General features: G+C 63.5%; 18 protein-coding genes and 1 pseudogene. 11 read left to right on the forward strand and 8 right to left on the reverse strand.

Going from position 1 to position 20,277, the window contains the following annotated elements; translation table 11 throughout:
- Positions 1 to 127 precede the first annotated feature (127 nt).
- Complete coding sequence (locus tag AC1DIO_RS12665; protein WP_441506171.1) at positions 128 to 1,015, reverse strand: hypothetical protein; 888 nt, start codon at positions 1,013 to 1,015, stop codon at positions 128 to 130.
- A 454-nt stretch (positions 1,016 to 1,469) separates the two neighbouring features.
- Between AC1DIO_RS12665 and AC1DIO_RS12670 the strand changes: the two genes are divergently transcribed.
- The gene (locus tag AC1DIO_RS12670; RefSeq protein WP_441506172.1) at positions 1,470 to 2,399 is read left to right on the forward strand and encodes a DMT family transporter; all 930 of its coding nucleotides are present in this window, start codon (positions 1,470 to 1,472) and stop codon (positions 2,397 to 2,399) included.
- 71 nt (positions 2,400 to 2,470) lie between these two features.
- Here the strand turns inward: AC1DIO_RS12670 and gpt are convergent, their stop codons facing one another.
- From gpt to AC1DIO_RS12695, 5 genes and pseudogenes are all read right to left on the reverse strand, one after another.
- Complete coding sequence (gene gpt / locus AC1DIO_RS12675; RefSeq protein ID WP_476853471.1) at positions 2,471 to 2,980, reverse strand: xanthine phosphoribosyltransferase; 510 nt, start codon at positions 2,978 to 2,980, stop codon at positions 2,471 to 2,473.
- Positions 2,981 to 3,095: 115 nt separating this feature from the next.
- Entirely contained in the window at positions 3,096 to 4,028 is a 933-nt protein-coding gene (locus AC1DIO_RS12680) for a methyl-accepting chemotaxis protein (RefSeq protein WP_476853502.1), read from the reverse strand.
- Between the two features lie 159 nt (positions 4,029 to 4,187).
- Positions 4,188 to 4,932: pseudogene (locus tag AC1DIO_RS12685) on the reverse strand (PAS domain-containing protein); the annotation flags it as partial.
- A 348-nt stretch (positions 4,933 to 5,280) separates the two neighbouring features.
- Positions 5,281 to 6,039, reverse strand: a complete 759-nt coding sequence (locus AC1DIO_RS12690) for a competence/damage-inducible protein A (RefSeq protein ID WP_476853472.1) — start codon at positions 6,037 to 6,039, stop codon at positions 5,281 to 5,283.
- Between the two features lie 221 nt (positions 6,040 to 6,260).
- Positions 6,261 to 7,118, reverse strand: a complete 858-nt coding sequence (locus AC1DIO_RS12695) for an FkbM family methyltransferase (protein ID WP_441491426.1) — start codon at positions 7,116 to 7,118, stop codon at positions 6,261 to 6,263.
- A 206-nt stretch (positions 7,119 to 7,324) separates the two neighbouring features.
- Between AC1DIO_RS12695 and AC1DIO_RS12700 the strand changes: the two genes are divergently transcribed.
- From AC1DIO_RS12700 to radC, 4 genes are all read left to right on the forward strand, one after another.
- Positions 7,325 to 8,719, forward strand: coding sequence for a selenium-binding family protein (locus AC1DIO_RS12700; protein WP_476853473.1), 1,395 nt, complete (start codon positions 7,325 to 7,327; stop codon positions 8,717 to 8,719).
- A 39-nt stretch (positions 8,720 to 8,758) separates the two neighbouring features.
- Positions 8,759 to 9,376 carry a hypothetical protein gene (locus AC1DIO_RS12705; protein ID WP_441476648.1) on the forward strand — a complete coding sequence of 206 codons (618 nt, stop codon included), beginning with the start codon at positions 8,759 to 8,761 and terminating at the stop codon, positions 9,374 to 9,376.
- 112 nt (positions 9,377 to 9,488) lie between these two features.
- Positions 9,489 to 10,313: a type I methionyl aminopeptidase gene (map, locus tag AC1DIO_RS12710; protein ID WP_069880041.1), complete on the forward strand. Its 825-nt coding sequence runs from the start codon at positions 9,489 to 9,491 to the stop codon at positions 10,311 to 10,313.
- Complete coding sequence (gene radC, locus AC1DIO_RS12715; RefSeq protein WP_476853474.1) at positions 10,310 to 11,047, forward strand: RadC family protein; 738 nt, start codon at positions 10,310 to 10,312, stop codon at positions 11,045 to 11,047. The genes map and radC overlap by 4 nt, the downstream gene beginning before the upstream one ends.
- Before the next feature lie 146 nt (positions 11,048 to 11,193).
- Here the strand turns inward: radC and AC1DIO_RS12720 are convergent, their stop codons facing one another.
- Positions 11,194 to 12,201: an NAD(P)-dependent oxidoreductase gene (locus AC1DIO_RS12720; RefSeq protein ID WP_441491430.1), complete on the reverse strand. Its 1,008-nt coding sequence runs from the start codon at positions 12,199 to 12,201 to the stop codon at positions 11,194 to 11,196.
- A gap of 126 nt (positions 12,202 to 12,327) precedes the next feature.
- On the opposite strand from AC1DIO_RS12720, the gene AC1DIO_RS12725 reads away from it, so the two are divergent.
- The 6 genes from AC1DIO_RS12725 (at position 12,328) to AC1DIO_RS12750 (ending at position 19,622) form a co-directional block, all read left to right on the forward strand.
- Positions 12,328 to 12,948, forward strand: a complete 621-nt coding sequence (locus AC1DIO_RS12725; RefSeq protein WP_476853475.1) for a TetR/AcrR family transcriptional regulator — start codon at positions 12,328 to 12,330, stop codon at positions 12,946 to 12,948.
- Between the two features lie 170 nt (positions 12,949 to 13,118).
- Positions 13,119 to 14,534 (forward strand): circularly permuted type 2 ATP-grasp protein, encoded by a 1,416-nt coding sequence (locus AC1DIO_RS12730; RefSeq protein ID WP_441491432.1) that lies wholly within the window; start codon positions 13,119 to 13,121, stop codon positions 14,532 to 14,534.
- A gap of 73 nt (positions 14,535 to 14,607) precedes the next feature.
- Entirely contained in the window at positions 14,608 to 15,549 is a 942-nt protein-coding gene (locus tag AC1DIO_RS12735) for an alpha-E domain-containing protein (RefSeq protein ID WP_069882628.1), read from the forward strand.
- Between the two features lie 84 nt (positions 15,550 to 15,633).
- Complete coding sequence (locus AC1DIO_RS12740) at positions 15,634 to 16,461, forward strand: transglutaminase family protein (RefSeq protein ID WP_441506177.1); 828 nt, start codon at positions 15,634 to 15,636, stop codon at positions 16,459 to 16,461.
- A gap of 100 nt (positions 16,462 to 16,561) precedes the next feature.
- Positions 16,562 to 17,311, forward strand: coding sequence for a proteasome-type protease (locus AC1DIO_RS12745; protein ID WP_441506178.1), 750 nt, complete (start codon positions 16,562 to 16,564; stop codon positions 17,309 to 17,311).
- Between the two features lie 85 nt (positions 17,312 to 17,396).
- Entirely contained in the window at positions 17,397 to 19,622 is a 2,226-nt protein-coding gene (locus AC1DIO_RS12750; protein WP_441506179.1) for a putative bifunctional diguanylate cyclase/phosphodiesterase, read from the forward strand.
- Positions 19,623 to 19,634: 12 nt separating this feature from the next.
- Here AC1DIO_RS12750 and AC1DIO_RS12755 read toward each other — a convergent pair whose 3' ends face one another.
- On the reverse strand, positions 19,635 to 20,231 hold the full coding sequence (locus AC1DIO_RS12755) for an exopolysaccharide biosynthesis protein (protein WP_113514166.1): 597 nt from the start codon (positions 20,229 to 20,231) through the stop codon (positions 19,635 to 19,637).
- Positions 20,232 to 20,277: the final 46 nt, after the last annotated feature.

The raw sequence follows: 20,277 nt of genomic DNA on the forward strand, positions 1-20,277 counted from the left end.
ACCTTAATTGGTTCTCCTCACCCATATCGCCGGAACGGTTGCATGCGCCGCGAACGACCGGGCGCCCACCGGATTTGCACCGCCAACGTTCTGCTGGAACGAGCACCCGAGCCGAAATCGATCCGACTCAGATTGCTTCGGCAAGGGTGAACGCGAACGCCGCCGATATCGTCATGGCCACGGGTAGCCAGTTCCTCGGCCGCTCCTCGCCAATCGTGAAGAAATTGAGCGGAAAAAGGTGCCGGTGCGCTGCCGTCGCCGAGGCCTCCCTCGGCGCTTCCATGAAGCATTCCTCGTCGAACCATGCCCAGTTATCGTCCCAGGTCCAGCAATTGTGCTTGCGGTAGACGTCCGCGACCGCATTGGCGAAGACCTTGTCGGTCGGCAATCTGATGTAACCGCCGGGCGCACGCGAGAAATGACGCATCGCCAGGGGCAAGGCGCGTTCGGTGCAGTAATTCGACATCCAGAGCCGAAAGCCGATCTCCTCGCGCAGCACATTCAGGGCGCGGAACACCTGGATGTGCTCTTCATGCCCGTACTCGCCCCAGGGATTATGCGTGAAGACGTTCATCTCTGGCCGCAGGCGCCGTCTCAGCAACTCGCATATGATCTGGAAGTTCGTTTCATAGGCCCTGGATACGCTGGCGGCGGCGATGCGCTCGAGCTTCACCGCCGGCAGGGCTGCAACGGACTTGCGGGCGAGGCGCGTCATTGCCCGGCGCTCGGCCTCGATGCCGAAACCGATACCGGCCCCGGTCAGCACGGGATCAGCCCAGTTGGCGCAGCCATAGGCGCCCGACTCGTCGACATCGAGACAGGTGACGTTGCCGCGGGGATATTCGGCGATTGCGGCCGCCCGCGCTTCGCCAATCCCGGGCTTCCCCCAGAAATGGCGGTAGACGATGATGACCTCGTCAGCGTCGCGCAGGATTGAATTGAACCAGAGCAGTTCATCGTCGGGGTGGGCGCCGATGATGACGGAATTTTCCAGAAATCCTGGCCTTTGCTGCATTGCCCTTGCCCTCGCCGTCCTGCTCATCTCATTTCGGGCTGCCATCAGCGGGATCGCGCTGCAAACAGAGGGGAACAATATGCCCCCGAAAACGCACGCACCGCCGCGCCTGCGACCATCGACGCTCATAGCCCGGCCGCCGCCGGCCATGACGTAACGGCAAACAATGCAAAAGCTGTTAAGGCAATGACGATCTAACGGAGGAGCTGCATCCCTCGTGCAGGGCTTTCTCTCCTCCCCAGCGCTCGTCCGACCTGAGTTAGCGGGCCTGTGTGAGGGGCCTGCAGAAGCAGTGCAGAGGGCAGGCTCCATCGTCGCGACGGCTCMATGCCAGGCAAACTCGCATTGCTGCGCCATGCGCCGCCAACAGCCCCGTCGCCTGTCCGCCGCGCTTGTCGCGCGATGGCTAGAGCCCGCATATGGCGCTGCCTCGCCGCCCTCCGAGAGTTTTCGCGTGAACCAAGCCATCCGGCCGCAATCGCTGTCTCTCGCCAGGCAGCAACGCCCCTGGCTCGGCTTTGCCTGCGGCATCCTGGCGGCAGCGATCTGGGGCATTCAGGCCGTGATCTCACGGCAATCGGTCGCAGATGGCATGACCGCAGCCGATGTCACGATCCTGCGCTTTGCAGCCGCCGCACTCGTGCTGCTGCCCTTCGCGCTCAGGCGCATGAAGCCTTTTCCGGTCGGCAAGCTCGGCTGGMGGCGAGCCCTCATCCTGACCGCGATCGTAGGCCCGACCTACAGCCTAATCCTCGTCGGCGGCGCCCATTTCGCCCCCGCCCTGCATTCCTCGGTCATCTCGCCCGGACTGATCCCGGTCTGCACCGCATTGCTCGCATGGTGGGTGCTCGGCGAGCGCGCGAGCACGGCCCGCCTCGCCGGTCTCAGCGTCATCGTTCTCGGCGTCGCGCTGTTCTCGATGGAGGCCCTGGCCAACACGCCGACCCGCGAAGGCGCCTGGATCGGCGACATGCTCTTCGTGCTGATCGCCTTGCTCTGGTCGGCCTTCGGCCTGCTCTGCCGGCGCTGGGGCGCTGATGCGATCGAAGTCACCATGGCGACATGCCTGCTGTCGGTGCCGCTCCTGCCGCTCGTCGCACTGGTGATGCCCGTGCATCTGACGCAGGCGGCACTTTCAGCCATAGCGCTGCAGGCGATCTATCAGGGATTGCTGGTCGGCGCCTTCGCGCTGTTTCTCTACACGCAGGCCGTCGCCATCCTTGGCGCCGGACGGGCGGCCCTGTTCCTGCCGCTGGTACCGGTCGTGACCGCGCTCTCCGGCACGCTCCTGCTCGGCGAGCGACCGTCCCCAGTCGAGATCGCCGGCATGGCGCTCGCAATCACCGGCATGTTGATCGCGCTGCGCGCGCGCAGTCTGGCGTAACGAGCCCTTGCCGGTCATTCCAGACAGGTTGCCGCGCCCGGAATGACCGCTCAAGCGGCGAAGCCCGGGGCTCAGCCCTTGTGATCCTTGGCGATCGGCTCGACATAGGCCAGCCCCATATCCCAAGGAAAATAGATCCAGGTGTCCTGGCTGACCTCGGTAACGAAGGTGTCGACCGTCGGCACCCCAGCCGGCTTCGCATAGACCGTTGCGAAATGGGCATTGGGCAGCATTTCGCGCACGACACGTGCCGTCTTCCCGGTGTCGGTGAGGTCGTCGACCACCAGCACGCCCTTCCCCTTGCCGTCACCGATCGCCCTGATCGAGGGAGCGACGTCCTTCAGCACCTTGAGCTCGKACTGGTTCTTGTAGTCGTGGTAGCTCGCGACGCAGACCGTCTCGATCAGGCGCAAGCCCAGTTCGCGGCAGATGATCGCCGCCGGTACCAGACCACCGCGGGTGATGCAGACGATGGCCTCGAAGGGCCCCTTCTCGGCCAGCCGCCAGGCGAGCGCGCGCGCATCGCGATGGAACTGGTCCCAGGAGACGGGGAAGGCCTTGTTGGAGGTCGGTTCGGCCATTGGGGGCTCCGGAGCGGCTGTCACGGTTTCTGTGACAATCCGGAAAGCCTATAAGCGGGGCGCTGGCAAGAGGCGCGTCCCGCTTCATCCCCAATCGGTCGTGTTTCAGCGGGTATCAGAACTCCGACCAGCCATCGGCAGTGCCGCCCGACATGACGCGCCTCAGCTTCGGCGCCCCCTTGGCAGGCGGCGAAAGCGGAGCGGTAATGGCCCTGGTGAGATGTGGCGCCCACTGCTCGATCTGGCGCGCAATCACGGTCTCGAAACCTGGTCCGCCATCTTGCAGCCGGAATGCTGCGACCATCGCGCTCAAGCGCTCGGTATCCTGCCTCAGCTCCTGCGCCACCTTCGCGCTCTCATCGGCAAGCAGGGCATTCTGCTGGGTGATCTCGTCCATATGAGCGACGGTCCTGGCCATCTCATCGATACCATTGGCCTGCTCGGCCGTTGCTTCCGAGATTTCGTTGACCGTGGAGGCGACGCGGCTCGCAGCCGAGACGATTTCCTGAAGTGTCGCGCCGGCATTCTTCACCAGACTGACGCCGGTTTGGATCTGCTCGCTCGAATTGGCGATCAGCGATTTGACGCCGTTAGCGGATTCGCTGCAACGCGCGGCAAGAGCCCTCACCTCGGTTGCCACGACCGCGAACCCGCGCCCGGCATCCCCCGCGCGGGCCGCCTCGACCGCGGCATTCAGCGCCAGCAGATTGGTCTGGAACGCGATGCCGTCGATCATCGAGATGATCTCGGATATGCCGGCCGAAGCCTGCTCGATCCGCGTCATCGCACTCACCGCCTCGGCAACGATCGTGCCGCCACGCTCCGCGACGTCGCGCGCCTCGTGGCCGAGGCTGACGGCGGTGCGGGAGTGACCCGCGCTGTGCTTCACGGACKCCGCGAGCTCCTCGGTTGTCTTCGCAGTCTCCTGCAGGCTGGAGGCATTGGCTTCGGTGCGCTCGGCGAGCTGGGCACTGTCGGACGAGATCTTGCTCAATGCGCTGGCGATCTGGTGCGAGATGTCGCGGACCGAGCCAACCATCTCGGACATGGTGTCGAGCAGATCGTTGACGCCGGCGCAGAGCTGCGCAACCTCGCCGCTCTTGCCCGCGAGCGCGATGCGCCCCGTCAGGTCCTTGCCCTTGGCACGAGCGATGACTTCGCCAGTCTCCTTCACCGCGGCCTCGAGCTGCTGACCGCGGAAGGTCGCGGTGATGTCGGTTGCGAACTTCACGACCTTGAAGGGCGTGCCCTTGGCGTCGAAGATCGGATTGTAGGATGCCTGGATCCAGACCTCCTTGCCGCCCTTGCCGATGCGGCGATATTGCGCGGCATCGTATTCGCCACGCCCGAGGCGCTCCCAGAACTGGCGATAGGCCAAGCTCTCGCGCTCGACCGGATCGACGAACATGCGGTGATGCTGCCCCTGGATCTCGCCAAGCGAATAGCCGAGTACAGCAAGAAAGTTCTCGTTGGCCGTCAGCACATGCCCCTTGAGGTCGAATTCGATCACCGCCTGCGCCTTGCTGATGGCAGCCTGCTGCCCTTCAAGGTCAGCGAGGCGGTTCTTCTGTGCCGTGACATCAAAGGCGTATTTGATCACTCCCCGCGGTTTGCCGCCGGCACCAAGGAGCGGGTTGTAGCTGGCCTGGATCCAGACCTCCTTGCCTCCCTTGCCGACACGCAAGTACTGGCCCGTCGAGAATTCACCACGCCCGAGATCCTCCCAGAACCTGCGATAGGCCGCGCTCTCCCGCTCGGCCGGATCGACGAACATGCGGGTGGTGCTGCCCCCTGATTTCGTCGAGGGTATAGCCCAGCACGTTCAGGAAATTCTCGTTGGCGTTGAGGATCATGCCGTTCAGATCGAATTCGATGACGGCTTGTGAGCGGTTGATCGCCGCGACCTGGGCGGCAAGGCGTCGATTGGAGAACAGGCTGGAAAGGCGCGACATACAACCTCCCGATCGCTGTTCCGGCACGGGAGCGCAGAGCACTCCGCACGGGCCGGACACATGCAGCCCACACCGACACCGTTCCCCCCGGAACCGCCGGAACCGCCGCGTCGACATGAGCGCTGCCGGCAAGCCGACCGCAAGTCGAGGATGAATTATGACCGTTTATAAATTGTTTAACAGGCACTATTAGCGATGTATTCACGGCAACGAATACATCAAAAACTATAGTTTTCTATTCATAAAGACTTAAAATCAATTGATTCTGACAATCATCAAAAGTAAACAATGCAATAAAAAGAATAATCTTAAAATATATGATCAAAAATAACTAAAGAAGGAAAGAGATCACCGACGTAATCGAGCGCGCTCATGCTMGATCATCTGCTTCACCGCCGCCATCGCCTGATCTAATTTCTCAGGATCGCGCGAGCGCACCACGACATTCGTATCAGGACCAGTCTCGGACCAGAAGGGATAGGAGCCGATCGCGACCTGCGGATGAGACTGAGCGATCTCGCCGAGAGCCGTGCCGATATCGCCTTCACGCAGACCGGCCCGCACGGTGTCGGACAGGATGCGCGTTCCTGTCTTGAGAGTGGGTCCGACCACGTCGAGCATCGCCTGCATGATCGCCGGCACGCCCGCCATGACGATGACATTGGCGATGATGAAGCCCGGAGCCTTCGAGACGGAGTTCGCGATCAACTCCCCGCCCTCGGGGATGCGCGCCATGCGCATGCGCGCTTCGTTGAGCTGGTCCGGCGGAAAGCGCTCTGACAGCATCGCAACCGCGCGCGGATCGACATTGATCGGCACGCCGAAAGCCGCTGCAACCGAGTCGGCCGTGATGTCGTCATGGGTCGGGCCGATGCCGCCCGTGGTGAAGACATATGTATAGCGAGAGCGCAATGCATTGACCGCAGAGACGATCTCGTCAAGGGAATCGGGCACGACACGAACCTGGCGCAACTCGATGCCGATATTGGTCAGATACTCGGCGATGTAGCCGATATTCTTGTCCTTCGTCCGCCCCGACAGAATCTCGTCGCCGATCACCAGGATTGCGGCCGTGACGGGGGGACGATTCAGCGGTGCGTCGGTCATGGCCGGCTCCTCTCAGGTGCCGGACGGCAAGACATGCCGCCAGCTCGTGACGATGATGCTGATCCGCCGCCCGCTCATGCCGCGCCGGGTTAGGAGCGCTGCGACATGAGCTTTCCTGATCACGCTTTAGAGCTAGGACCTTGGCGCAAACGGCTCAAGCGGCAGAAACGCCGTGTATGGCCTGCCCGCTATGCATGAGGCGCTGAACAGCAGCGAAAACGTCAGCCGCGCTTGCGTTCGAAGATGAGGTTGATGCGTGTCTGAGCTGTGAGCACATAACCGCTCGCGGTCAGGAGGGCGATGAGATCGCTCTGCCAACGGTTGCGCGAATCCTCGATGATGATCAGCTCGGGCCAAAGCGCTTCGGGCGCATCGCGCAGGAAGGGCTCGAGGATCAGGTCCTCAGCCCCCTCGACATCGAGCTTGACTGCGTCGAGGCGGTCATAGCCCTCGTTCTCCATCAGGGCGAGCAGTGTCGTCGCCGGCACCCGAACCGTGCTGCCGGCACTGGAGCGCAGGATGCGGACGCTCGACTCGCCACGGTTGTTCGGGTCGAGAAACAGCGTCAACTCGCCCGGCTTATCGGCCAGCGCGCACGCAATGGCCTTGACCGAGCCAAACGGATTTTGCGCAATGTTGAACGTCAGGCGCGAAAAGATCTCGGGCTGCGGCTCGACGGCCAGGATACGCGCTCCCGGGCCAGCTGCCGCCGCAACGCAAAGCGAATAGGCGCCGATATTCGAGCCGATATCGATGAAGCGGAAACCCTCACGCTGGCGCGCCCGCCCCGTCAGCAGTTCCCGCTCGTAAGGATCAAAATATTGCGGCGTRAACAATACGCGCTTCTCGCAGACATTGCCGTCTGGATGGAGGCGCATCTGCACGCCAAGCGCTTCGATATCGACGGGCTGGCCCGCAAGCGAACTCAGCCCGATGCGGCGCAGCGCATAGGCGAATTTGCGACCGAGGTAGCTGTCCGGAGCCCCGCGTGTCCAGTTGATGATCTGGGCCACGAGGCCCTGAGGTGCGAAAGCGCCGAAGGGACGGGCTTCCGTCGATTGGATATCGTTCATTGCCATTGGAGCGCCTGATACACGTCAAAGCCGTCGCGCGCCAGCAACTTGATCGATCGAGGGGTACCAGGCCCTCCGCCATGGTGCAGCGGGCCCCCACGGATCAGGCAGACCGCTTCAACGTCGAGCCAGAAAACAGCAAGCCGCAACGCAAGGTCTGGGCTATAGAGAGGCCTGTTGTCCGGGGTGCTGGGGTGCTCGGGAGAATGATCATGGTAAGCTGGCGACCCGATCCTTCCTTTTACCCCTCGCCGCGGCTGGCGGCCAAGGCTCCCGCCGAGCGGCTGGCCTACGTGGCCTCCTTCGATCCGGAGCGCAGGAAACCCGACGCGATCGCCGTCGTCGACGTCGATCCCGCGTCGTTGAGCTATGCGCAGATCGTCGGTCAGGTCGAGATGCCGAATACCGGCGATGAGCTGCATCATTTCGGCTGGAATGCTTGCTCGTCCTGTCTGTGCCCGAATGCGCCGCACCCCCATATGGAGCGACGCTACCTCGTCGTTCCCGGCCTGCGCTCATCGCGGCTGCATATCATCGACACCAGACCCGATCCGAGGAAACCGACGATCGCGCGGGTCATCGAGCCGGAGGAGATCGCCGAGAAGGCCAGGTATTCGCGGCTGCACACCATTCATTGCGGGCCGGAGGGCATTTACGTGAATGCACTTGGCAATGCCGAAGGCAAGGAACCCGGCGGCATCTTCCTCCTCGACCCCGTCAGCTTCGACGTACTGGGGCAATGGGAGATGGATCGTGGCTCCCAGAAGCTCGCCTATGATTTCTGGTGGCATCTCGGCCACGACACCATGGTGACCAGCGAATGGGGCACGCCCGATACGTTCGAGAATGGACTGGTTCCGGAAGTTCTGCTCAGCAGCAAATACGGGCGGCGGCTCCATTTCTGGGACCTGCACACGCGCAAGCATCAACAGGAGATCGATTTCGGCGAGGAGCATCAACTCGTCTTTGAACTGCGCCCAGTCCATGACCCGAGGAAGGCCTATGGCTTCGTCGGCTGCGTCATCAGCTTGAAGGATCTCTCCGCCTCGATCTGGACCTGGTATCGCGAGGGCACGAAATGGGCGGTCAGGAAAGTCATCGAGATCCCTGCCGAGCCGGCTGATCCTGATCTCCTGCCACCGGTCCTGAAGGGGTTCAAGGCGGTTGCGCCCCTCGTCACCGACATCGACCTCTCGATGGACGATCGCTACCTCTACGTGTCCTGCTGGGGCACCGGCGACATGATTCAGTACGATGTGTCGGATCCGTTCAAGCCTGTGGAAACCGGCCGGGTCCGCATCGGCGGCATCGTTTCCCGCGCCTCCCACCCCGGAGCGAAGAACGGGCATCTCAACGGCGGCCCGCAAATGGTCGAGATCAGCCGCGACGGCAAGCGGGTTTATTTCACGAACTCGCTCTACGGGGCCATCGATCCGCAATTCTATCCCAATGGAATCGACGGTTGGATGGTAAAGCTCGATGTCGGGGAGAAGGGCGGCATCCGCTTCGACGACAAGTTCTTCGTCGACTGGCCCAAGGGGCACCGGCCTCACCAGGTCAGGCTGGAGGGCGGTGACTGCTCGTCCGATTCCTATTGCTACCCCTGACGCCCCTGCCCGGCATGATCGCTCGAACGGGAGCCTGAKATGTCGCCTTGGCTCATGCTCGCCGGGCTCGGTGCCTTCCATGGCCTGAACCCGGCCATGGGCTGGCTCTTTGCGGTTGCGCTCGGTCTGCATCGCGAGAGCCGTCGCGTTGTGTGGTTGTCCCTCCTTCCGATCGCGCTGGGGCATGCGGCCTCGGTCGCCGTGGTGGTCGCGGCGGTAGTTGCCCTCGGGACCATCATTGACCACGAAGCGCTGCAAAGGCTCGCGGGCCTTCTGCTTCTGGGGTGGGCAGCCTCCCATGCCGTCTTCGGTCACCGGCATCGCGTCCGGGTCGGCATGCAGACGGGGCTTGCCGGACTCGGCGCCTGGTCATTCCTGATGGCGACCAGCCACGGGGCCGGCCTGATGCTTGTACCGGTCATCATCCCGCTCTGCCTTGCTGCGACGCCGGCGCGGGAATTGACTGCCGCGGGGTCGTTGCCGGTCTCGCTGGCCGCCATCGCCCTTCACATGGCTGCAATGCTGGCTGTGACAGCAACGATTGCGGCGATCGTCTATGAATGGCTGGGGCTGGCCTTCCTGCGGCGGGGCTGGATCAATCTCGACACACTCTGGATCATCGTTCTGGCGGCGACAGGCCTCAACCTGGTCCGCTAAGCACCGCCAAAACAGCGCCTGCACCCTTCAGTTCGAGCTGGCACGGGCGCAATCATCTTGCGCAGCCGGCCAAACGCAATAGATATGATGGGCAAGGAGCTTCTTGCCCATCATGACATTCGACGAAAATCTGGGACGGGCGCGGATGCGCGAACCGGCCATCAAACTTCATGGTCCCGAAGCCTTCGCGGCCATGCGCAAGGCCGGCCGCCTGACGGCAGAAGGCCTCGACATGCTCGGCGAGCACGTCCGGCCAGGCGTCACCACGCAACGCCTCGACGAGCTTGCCTTCCAGTTCGCCATGGACAATGGCGCCTACCCGGCGACCCTGTTCTATCGCGGCTATACAAAATCGATCTGCACCTCGATCAACCATGTGGTCTGTCACGGAATCCCGGACGACAAACCCCTGCGCGAAGGCGACATCCTCAATATCGACTACACGCTGATCGTCGATGGCTGGTATGGCGATTCCAGCCGGATGTACGGGGTCGGCGACATTCCCCGCAAGGCCGAGCGGCTGGTCGAAATCACCTATGAAAGCCTGCTCCGCGGTATCAAGGCCGTGCGCGCCGGCGCGACGACCGGCGATATCGGTTTCGCCATCCAGCGCTATGCCGAAGCCGAGCGTTGCTCGGTGGTGCGCGATTTCTGCGGCCACGGCCTGGGCCAGGTCTTTCACGATGCACCCAACATCCTGCATTACGGCAGTCCCGGCGAAGGCGTCTTGCTCAAGCCCGGGATGCTTTTCACCATCGAGCCGATGATCAACCTCGGCAAGGCGGGCGTGAAGGTGCTTTCCGACGGCTGGACGGCGGTCACCCGCGACCGCTCGCTTTCGGCCCAGTTCGAGCACACGGTCGGTGTCACAGAGACCGGCTGCGAGATCTTCACGCTGTCGCCGGCAGGCCGCGACAATCCGCTCGCGGCACGATGAAGCAAGAGGACGGTCAGCGCGGATCACAAGTCCCGTTGCCGGAAGAACCCACGGCCGTTGCCGTGCCGCACTACCACGGTCATCGCCAAAGGCTTCGCGATCGCTTCCAGGAGTCGGGCGCCGACACCCTGCCCGATTACGAGTTGCTCGAGCTTCTGTTGTTCCGCTCCATCCCGCAGCGCGACGTGAAGCCGCTCGCCAAGGACCTGATCCGGCGCTTCGGCTCATTCGCCGAGGTGCTTGGCGCGCCGGCCGCGCGATTGACTGAGGTCAAGGGCGTCGGCTCCGGCGTTGCGCAGGATCTCAAGATCGTCGCGGCCGCCCTGCAGCGCATGGCGAGGGGAGCGGTGGCGAAACGCCCGGTGCTGTCATCCTGGTCGGCGGTTCTCGACTATTGCCGAATGGCGATGGCCTTTGCCGAACGCGAGCAGTTCCGCATCCTCTTCCTCGACAAGAAGAACGCGCTGATCGCCGACGAGGTCCAGCAGACCGGAACGGTCGACCACACTCCCGTCTACCCCCGCGAGGTGATGCGCCGCGCCCTGGAACTCTCAGCAAGTGCGATCATCCTTGTCCACAACCATCCGTCAGGCGACCCGACCCCCTCGGGCGCCGACGTGAAGATGACGCGCGATCTCGTCGATATCGCAAAGCCCCTCGGCATCGTGATCCACGACCACGTCATCGTCGGCCGCGATGGCCGTGCGAGCTTCCGGGGGCTCGGGCTGATCTAAGGCATCGGCCCGAAAAGTGGATTGTGGTTTTCGGGAAAGCCGATGCAATCACAGAAGGTTAGGTCATCGGATTGGATACGATATCCGATCCGAGGATCAAGGCGGCGCGAAGMCTMGCGCCGCCTTGATCCTGCTCAGTCTCTGTCTCAGGTCTGGCGGAACTGAGCACCGAACTCCTTCATGCGGCCGACATAGTAATCAGGAGCCAGGATCGATTCCGGCAGATAGAGGCCGGGCTGCGGAGCGGCGCCGCCTGCGAGTCCCAGCATCCTTTCGACGGCGAGCGCGACGCCAAGTGCAGTCAGGGGCGCCTGGCCATCGGGATGGACGATCTCGTGGCGCATCGTGCTGCGCTCGCCATTCCTCAGCACGCCGTCGATCGCGATCGTGATTTCGGTCGAGAAGGGCTCGCCACGGCGGCGGCTGGCGGATTCGGAGAAGGCAAGGTCGAGCCGCACCGATCTGGCATCGGTCACCGCGGCGAGGCTGACGATATCGAGTGGAGAATAGGCGGTTGCGTCGAGCTCGACACCATCGACGCTACGATAGCGCGCCTTGGCATCCTCACCATTGACCCAGCTGAACTTGCCGCCCGTCAGCGTCAGCGCGGCCGGTGCCGCTCCCGTGATGCGGTTGTAGTCCGTCAAGGCCGCCGGGCCACCCATATCCTGCTCGTCGAGCAGTGCGCCGATCGCAATGGAATCGATCGTGCGGAAATCCTTGGCAATGACCAGGGCCGGAAACACCGCAGCACCGGCCAGCCACTGGCTTGCGAGAAGCACCGGGGCCTTCGTTGCCGCGTGAATGAACTGCGCGACCTCCGGACCGATCTCGAAGGTGCCGCTCGATACGCTGATATAGGGGATACCGTGATCCTGCGCGTAGCGCATCGAGTTCAGGCCATCGTCCTTCACGAAGACGACTATGGCGCTGTACTGCGCTCCCTCCGGCTGGCCGAGGTCCCGGCGGTCAAGATCGACCCGCGTCGCAATCGCGCCCCCGACCTTCTGAGCAACCACCTGCGCCTTGGCGAGATCGCGCCCGCCGATGGCGATCGGAAGGTCGAATTGCAAGCGGCGCAGCGCTGCGGCCGCCTGGCCGCCTACGACGCCCGATCCACCAATGATCAGGACGGGGCGTTGGGGGGTGGACATGGACAAATCTCCTGGAGCGCCAAGCCGCGATCGGTCTATTGATCGCCTACTAAAAGTAAGTTACCTTTAGTAGGATTGCATAGAAGCATTGTCAACTGCGCTGCAAGGGGAGAAGCGGAGACGCCGATGTCGACGGGATCTGCGAAGAAGCTGCCCAGGGTGGAGCGCCGCGAGCAGTTGCTCGATTGCGCCATGACGATGGTGGGCGAAGACGKCGCAGACGCGCTGACGCTCGGGCGCGTCGCMGAACGGGCCGGCGTCAGCAAGCCGGTGGCCTATGATCATTTCGGCTCGCGCKAGGCATTGATGATCGCGCTCTATTGCCGGATCGACGAACAACAGGGCGGAGCACTGGCGGAGGCCCTCGACCAACTGGAGCCGCGCCTCGACAAGGTCGCACGCGCGGTCGCCGAATCCTATCTCTCCTGCGCAACGTCGATCGGCCCGGAATGGCACTCGCTTTCAGCCGCCCTCAAGGGCACGGAAGCGATGGAGGCCGTCCAGCGGGAGCTCGTCGACGGCTATATCTCACTCTATCGCGAGGCACTGGCTCCCTATGCCGGCCAGCTCCCCGCAGAGGACCTGCACCTACGCTGTGTCGCGATCCTAGGAGCTGCCGAATCCGTGTCAGGCGAGGTGCTGCGCGGCGAGGCCAATGAGGCAAGAGCGACCGAATTGCTGGCCGCGCTGATCGTCCGGCTGATCGGTAAGTCGAGCAGCGCATCTTCAGGCGAGGACGCATCGTAAACCGCACCAGGCCCAATGCGCCCAGGCCCGCCTGCACCTCGGCCACGTTGCAATCGGCCCGAATGCTGCCCAAGGATTGGGCAGGGCTCGATTTATCCGTGATCAAGCGCCCCCTTTCCGAACCGTCACGAATGCGCATAGGCTGGTCAAAATGGGGAAAGACGCCTGACATGGTCGCCTTCGACGAAATGACCGGTATCGGTGCCGAATTGCGGCCCGCCTACGCAGCGCTTGATCGTTGGTTGAAGGAAGCCCCACCCGAAATGCTGGCTCTGCGACGCAGCCAGGCTGAACTCTTCTTCCGGCGCATCGGCATTACCTTTGCCGTCTATGGCGACGAAGAATCCACCGAACGGCTGATCCCGTTCGACATCATCCCGCGCGTCCTGACCAAGCCGGAATGGGCCAAGCTCGAGAAAGGCCTGCGCCAGCGCGTCACCGCTCTGAACATGTTCCTCGCCGACGTCTACGGGCCGAAGGAATGCCTGAAGGCCGGGATCATTCCGCCGGACCTGGTCTACCGCAACGCCTGCTACCAGTTGGAGATGGTCGACTTCCAGGTGCCGCACGGCATTTACTGCCATATCGCCGGCATCGACATCGTGCGCGTCGACGCCGACACATTCTATGTGCTCGAAGACAATGCCCGCACCCCCTCCGGGGTCTCCTACATGATGGAGAATCGCGAGGTGATGCTCCGGCTCTTCCCGGAGCTCTTCGCGATGCACCGCGTCGCACCGGTCGACAACTATCCCGACCAGTTGCTCGCGACCCTGCGCTCGGTCGCGCCGCGCCGCGCCTCGTCAGATCCGACGATCTGCCTGCTCACGCCCGGACAGTATAATTCGGCCTTCTACGAGCACTCCTTCCTCGCCGACAAGCTCGGCGTCGAGTTGGTCGAGGGCTCGGACCTGCTGGTCAAGGACGATGTCGTCTATATGCGCACGACGCAGGGGCCGAAGCGCGTCGATGTGATCTACCGCCGCATCGACGACGACTTCATCGACCCGCTGGTCTTCCGCGGGGATTCGGTGCTTGGCGTGCCGGGCATCATCGGCGCCTACAAGGCGGGAAATGTTACGCTCGCCAATGCGGTCGGCACCGGCGTCGCCGACGACAAGGCGGTCTACAGCTACATGCCGGAGATCGTGAAGTTCTTCACCGGCGAGGAGCCGATCCTGAAGAACGTCCCGACCTTCCGCTGCCGCGAGCCGGAGGCCAATGCTTATGTGCTCGACAATCTCGACAAGCTCGTCGTCAAGGAGGTCAACGGCTCCGGCGGCTATGGCATGCTTGTCGGCCCCCATGCCAACAAGGCCCAGATCGAAACATTCCGCAAGAAGCTGAAGGCCCAGCCGGAAGGCTTCATCGCCCAGCCGACGCTGGCGCTCTCCACCTGCCCGACCTTCGTCGCCTCCGGCGTCGCACCGCGGCATGTCGACCTGCGGCCCTATGTGCTCTCCGGCGCCAACGGCATTTCCTGCGTGCCCGGCGGCCTCACCCGCGTTGCGCTGAAGGAAGGCTCGCTCGTGGTCAATTCCAGCCAGGGCGGCGGAACAAAGGACACCTGGGTGCTCGATGCATGATGGCAACAGCGCATTTCCGCATTCCCGCTTCCAGGACGCAGCCCCGCGCATTGCGAAAAGGCCGGATCTGACCATGCTCTCCCGCACCGCCGACAGCCTCTACTGGGTCTCCCGCTACGTCGAGCGCGCCGAATATCTCGCCCGCATCCTCGATGCGACGATGCGGCTCACCAACCTGCCCTCGTCCTATGGTGGCGCCGGGACCGAATGGCACAGTGCGGTCGCGACCGCCGGTTGCGAAGAGACCTTCGCCAAGGCCTATGGCGAGGCGAATGAGCGCAATGTCTGCGATTTCCTCACCTTCAACCCGGATAACCTGTCCTCGATTCGCAATTGCTTCGCGCTGGCCCGCTCGAATGCTCGTGCGGTACGCACCGCGCTCACCTCGGAAATGTGGGACGCGCTGAACAGCGCCTGGCTGGAACTGCAACGGTTCGAGAAGAAGCGCATGGACCGCGAGGAGTTCGCCCGGTTCCTCGACTGGGTGAAGAACGTCTCACTGGTCTTCGACGGCTCGGCCTACCGGACCATGCTGCGCGACGACAGCTACTGGTTCTCGCGGCTCGGCGTCTATATCGAGCGCGCCGACAACACCGCCCGCATCCTCGACGTGAAATACCATGTGCTGCTGCCCGAGAGCGAACAGGTCGGCGGCTCGCTCGACTATTTCCAATGGACCACGGTGCTGCGCGAGGTCTCGGCACTGACTGCCTATCACTGGGTTTATCGCGAGGCCGTGAAGCCGCAGCTGATCGCCGATCTGCTGATCCTCAACCGCCGGATGCCGCGCTCGCTCGCCGCCTGCTACGAGAACATCTCACGCTTCCTCGACGCTCTCGGCGATGCCTATGGCCGGCACGGCCCGGCTCAGCGCCAGGCTCGCAAGACGCTGGCAAGCCTTTCGAACGCGCGCATCGACTCCGTCTTCCAGCACGGGCTGCACGAATTCATCGAGGATTTCATCAGCGAGAACGGCCGCCTCGGCCTCACGATCTCGGAGCAGTATCTGCAATAAAGAACGCGGCGGGCTCGCCTGCCCGCCCGCAGAACACTAGATATGGACCGGAAACCAACGCGCCCGTCGAGACAGCGATCGCCCATGCGGATCAGGATTTCCCACTCGATTACCTATGCCTATGACGAGCCCGTACGCCAGCTGACGCAGATTCTGCGGCTGACCCCGCGCGATCATGACGGCCAGCATGTGATGTCCTGGCGCATCGAGCCGACCGTCGACGGAAATCTGCGCGCGGGCCAGGATGCGCATGGCAACATCGTCCATACCTTCTCGGCCGATGGCCCGATCTCCGATCTCGCGATTCATGTCGGCGGCGTCATCGAGACTCTGGATCTGGCCGGTGTCATTCGCGGAACGATCGAGCGCGTGCCGCCCGAAGTGTTCCGGCGCGATACCTTGCTGACGACGCCCGACGACGCCTTGCGCGACTTCGCCGTGGCGGCAACGCGCGCCGACTCGACACCGCTCGCCAAGATGCACGCGTTGACAGAAGCGCTGCACGACTTGCTTGCCTGCGACCGTTCCGGCCAGCGTACCGGCGTAGGGGCTGCAGCCGCCTTCGCGGCCCGCGGCGGCATCCCGCAGGATCTCACACACGTTTTCATGACCTGCGCGCGCCAGCTCGGAGTCCCTGCCCGCTACGTCTCCGGCTATGTCGCGCAATCCGATGCCCTGCCCGAGGCGGAAGGGGCGCATGCCTGGGCCGAGGTCTATCTCGAAGATTATGGCTGGATCGGATTCGATTGCGCCAACGGCTTGTGCCCGATCGACACTCATGTCCGCATCGCAGCCGGCCTCGATTTCGCCGATGCGGCGCCTGTCCGCGGTGCGCGCAAGGGCGGCAGCGGCGAAAACCTCGCCGTGCTGGTCAGCGCCCGCGCTGCGAACGCACAGCTCGCCAATCAATAGGCTACGCGATTGCGACCGCCACAGCAGCCAGGGCGGCCCGATCAAGATTTCCCGGCGCGCATGAACGCGCCTGGACCGGCAAGCTGAAGGAACCGACCCCGTGACCTATTGTGCCGGACTTCTCGTGCAGGACGGGCTCGTGATGATCGCCGACACCCGCACCAATGCCGGGCTCGACGACATCTCGACCTTCCGCAAGCTGCATGTCTTTTCCTGGCCGGGCGAACGCAGCTTCGCGCTGGCGACGGCAGGCAATCTCTCCGTCACCCAATCGGTGGTGAGCCTGCTCCATGAAGGACTTCTCAATCCCGAGACCGGAGAACTCGATACGCTCCAGAGCGTTGGCTCGATGTTTAGGGCAGCGCAGCTCGTCGGCCGCGCCGTCCGCACCGTCAGGGAGATGGACGGTCCGGCCCTGGCGGAGGCCGGGCTGAAATTCGATATCTCTCTCCTCTTTGGAGGCCAGATCATGGGCCAGCCCATGCGGCTCTTCATGGTCTACGGCGCGGGAAACTTCATCGAATGCGGCATGGACGCGCCCTTCCTCCAGATCGGCGAGCACAAATATGGCAAGCCGATTCTGGACCGCGCCGTGACCTTCAAGACCCATCTCTACGACGCACTGAAGGTTGGTCTGATCTCGATGGATTCGACGATGCGTTCGAATCTCGGAGTTGGCCTGCCGATTGACCTGATCGTAATGCGGCGAGATGGCGAAGAGCCCGAGCTCAATCGGCGTATCGAGGCGGGGGAACCCTATTTCCACGACCTGCGCGAGCGTTGGTCCGCGGCACTGCGCGCGGCGCATCAGGCGATCCCGCGACCTCCTTACGGACCATCCGGAGGTTGAAATTTGATGTCTGCCTGCMCGTTTAGCAACCGGATATCAAGAATCGGCTGCAAAGGTGCAGGTTCCGACGGTTCTGAGACCCTTGATGCATTCGCCCTTTGTCGCGAAGACGACCAACGCGGACTCCTCGGCGCGGATGCTCACCAGCACCGTGACGACGCTCGCCTGTGCCTTTTTGCTGGTCATGGCTGCAGCGATCACCGTCGTCCTGACGATTGCGCATAACGCGAATACCGTCGAAGCAACCCGTCAGCGCGACCGGATCGAGGCCGCGATGGAGAACCAGCTTCGGCTGCGGCGCCTACGGCTGGAAAGCCTGGCGTCTACCGGCACGCTTCAGGCGGCCTTCCACCCGGCCATTCCGGCGGCAACACTGAGGTGGGCCTTCACGAAGCTGAGCCAGCGCTTTGAGGAATTTGACGGCGTCTATCTCGTCACCAGGAGCGGCCGCGTCCTGGCAGGCGTCGAGAACAACGTCGAAGCCTATCAGGCGGGCTACGAGGGCCTGCGTCTCTTTGACCCCACACTCCCGAGCCCGTCACAAAAGCCAGCGAACGACAATGCAGCCACCCGCGCAGGGTTCATGCCAGGCTTTCGTTCGAGCCTGATCTATGATGGCCACGAAGTCCTGGCCATTTTGACCGCCGATCTCGAGCAGCTTCTCAATCTCCACCTTCTGAAGGCGGACGCGCCGGTCAACCTTATCGGCTATCGGCGCGTGACGAGCACGATCTTCGACGAGATGGCCACGCGCTATCGCATCAACGGCCTGCGCATCACCCGGACGATGCCAGCCAATCCCTTGGTGCGCCGCGACCTCGCCGCCCCCGACGGCGTCACCAGGGCCTGGTTGACCTGGACACCGGAGCGCCCCGGGGATGCCATGATCCGGCAGTTCATCTGGGCGCTGGCGGCAGCCGGGCTGATCTTTGCCGGCATCCTGCTCTATGCGATCCGCCGTCTGCGCGGAGCGGCCAATGAAATCCGGCTGCGCGAAGTGCAGATCCAGCGCCTTGCCGCACAGGACGAACTGTCGCTGCTGCCCAACCGTCGGACCTTCGATCTCAGGCTCGACCAGGAGCTGGCTCAGATCAGCCGGACCAAGACCGGGCTGTCCGTACTCCTGCTTGATCTCGATCGCTTCAAATCCGTCAACGATACCTATGGCCACAAGGCCGGCGACGAGCTGATCCGGCAGGTCGCCGAACGACTCGCAGGCGTCATGCGGACCGGCGATACCGTCGCTCGCATTGGCGGCGACGAGTTCGGCATCATCCAGACCAACCTGCACGATGCCAGCGGCAGCGCTGCACTGGGAGAGCGCATTCTCGAAGCGCTGACGCGCCCCTTCAACCTGATGGGCATCGACACCGTGATCGGTTGCTCGATCGGCATTGCGCTCGCTCCCCAGGACGGGCACGACCGCGAGACGCTGCTCAGACTGGCCGATACGGCGCTCTACCAATCCAAGAACGAGGGCCGGAACCGCTACTCCTTCTTCGAGCCGCGCATGAACCGCGCGCTCCAGATGAAGCGCGTGGTCGAAGAAGACCTGCGCAAGGCGATAGCAAGAGACGAGCTGCAGCTGCACTTCCAGCCCCAGGTCTCCGTCGACGGAACCGTCATCACCGGTGTCGAGGCCCTCGTGCGGTGGCCACATCCGCTCCATGGCATGGTTCCCCCCTCGGAGTTCGTCGCCATCGCGGAGGAGCGCGGGCTGATCGTGCCGCTGAGCGAATGGGTGCTGCGCCGCGCCTGCCTCGAGGCAAAGCACTGGCCGGAGTTGCGGCTTGCCGTKAACGTCTCGCCGGTGCAGTTCCGACACAAGGATTTCGTCCAGAATACCATCCGGATCATCGAGGAAACCGGTTTCGATCCGAGCCGTCTCGAGCTGGAGCTGACTGAAGGCGTCGTCGTCGAAGACGCCGACGCCGCCGAGGCCGCGCTGATGGATCTGCGCGCCTATGGTGTCGGCCTCGCGCTCGACGATTTCGGGATCGGCTATTCCAGCCTGATCTACTTGCGGCGCTTCGCCTTCGACAAGATCAAGATCGACCGGTCCTTCCTGGAATATATGGAGACGACTGGCGAATCCGCGATCCTTGTCCACTCGATCGTGCATCTCGGCCGGGCTCTCGGCCTGCGGGTCTGCGCCGAGGGCGTCGAGACGCCCGAGCAGCACCGCTTCCTGCAGGCGATCGGTTGCCACGAACTGCAGGGCTTCCTGTTCTCCAAGGCAGTTCCGCCTGAGGAGATCGAGCGGCTGCGCGCCCTCGACATGCCATTCGCCGCCAGTCTCGTTGCCGCCTGACCGGGCCGATCGTCAGATCAGTTCGGAGATTCCGCTGACGATCGCGTAGGCAAATCCGGCGCTCAGGACAAGGCCGCCAATACCGACCAGCGTCCCCGCGATGATGAACAGCCCGTCGCGCTCGACCAGCCCCAGCCCCACCAGGCACACGGCAAGACCGAGCGGGATCTGTCCGATGAACGGTGCCGACACCACGAGGCCAAGCGCGAGGATCAAGATCAGCAGGCCAAGGATCGGGATCGCGACCGTCCCTCCCAGCATCGTCAGGCGCGGCCGCGAAATCCGTTCCAGCCGGACCAGTGGAGGCAACGCGCGCGACACGGCCTTCGCCAGTTCCGGTTTGCCGATGGTCTTGTCGAGCAGCCCCTCGGGCAACCACGGCATGGCGCGCCCGGCCAGCATCTGCGCCGCCACGAAGGCAAGCACGAGCCCGCAGACCAGCGGAATGGGCGGCGGCATAGGCAGGCAGTTCGGCAGCCCGAGCAGGACCACGAGCAGTGCGTAGGTCCGATCCTTCAGAGCTGCGACGATGGTTCCGACGGGAATACGCTCACCGGGTAAGGTCGCGAGAGCCGTCAGCAGTCCGGATGTGCGCAAGGGCGATGACAAGCGTGATGGTCTGCCATTGGGGAGCTGCGACCTAGCACGCTCGCCC

The sequence above is a fragment of the Allobosea sp. 05T439 genome (assembly GCF_056396005.1).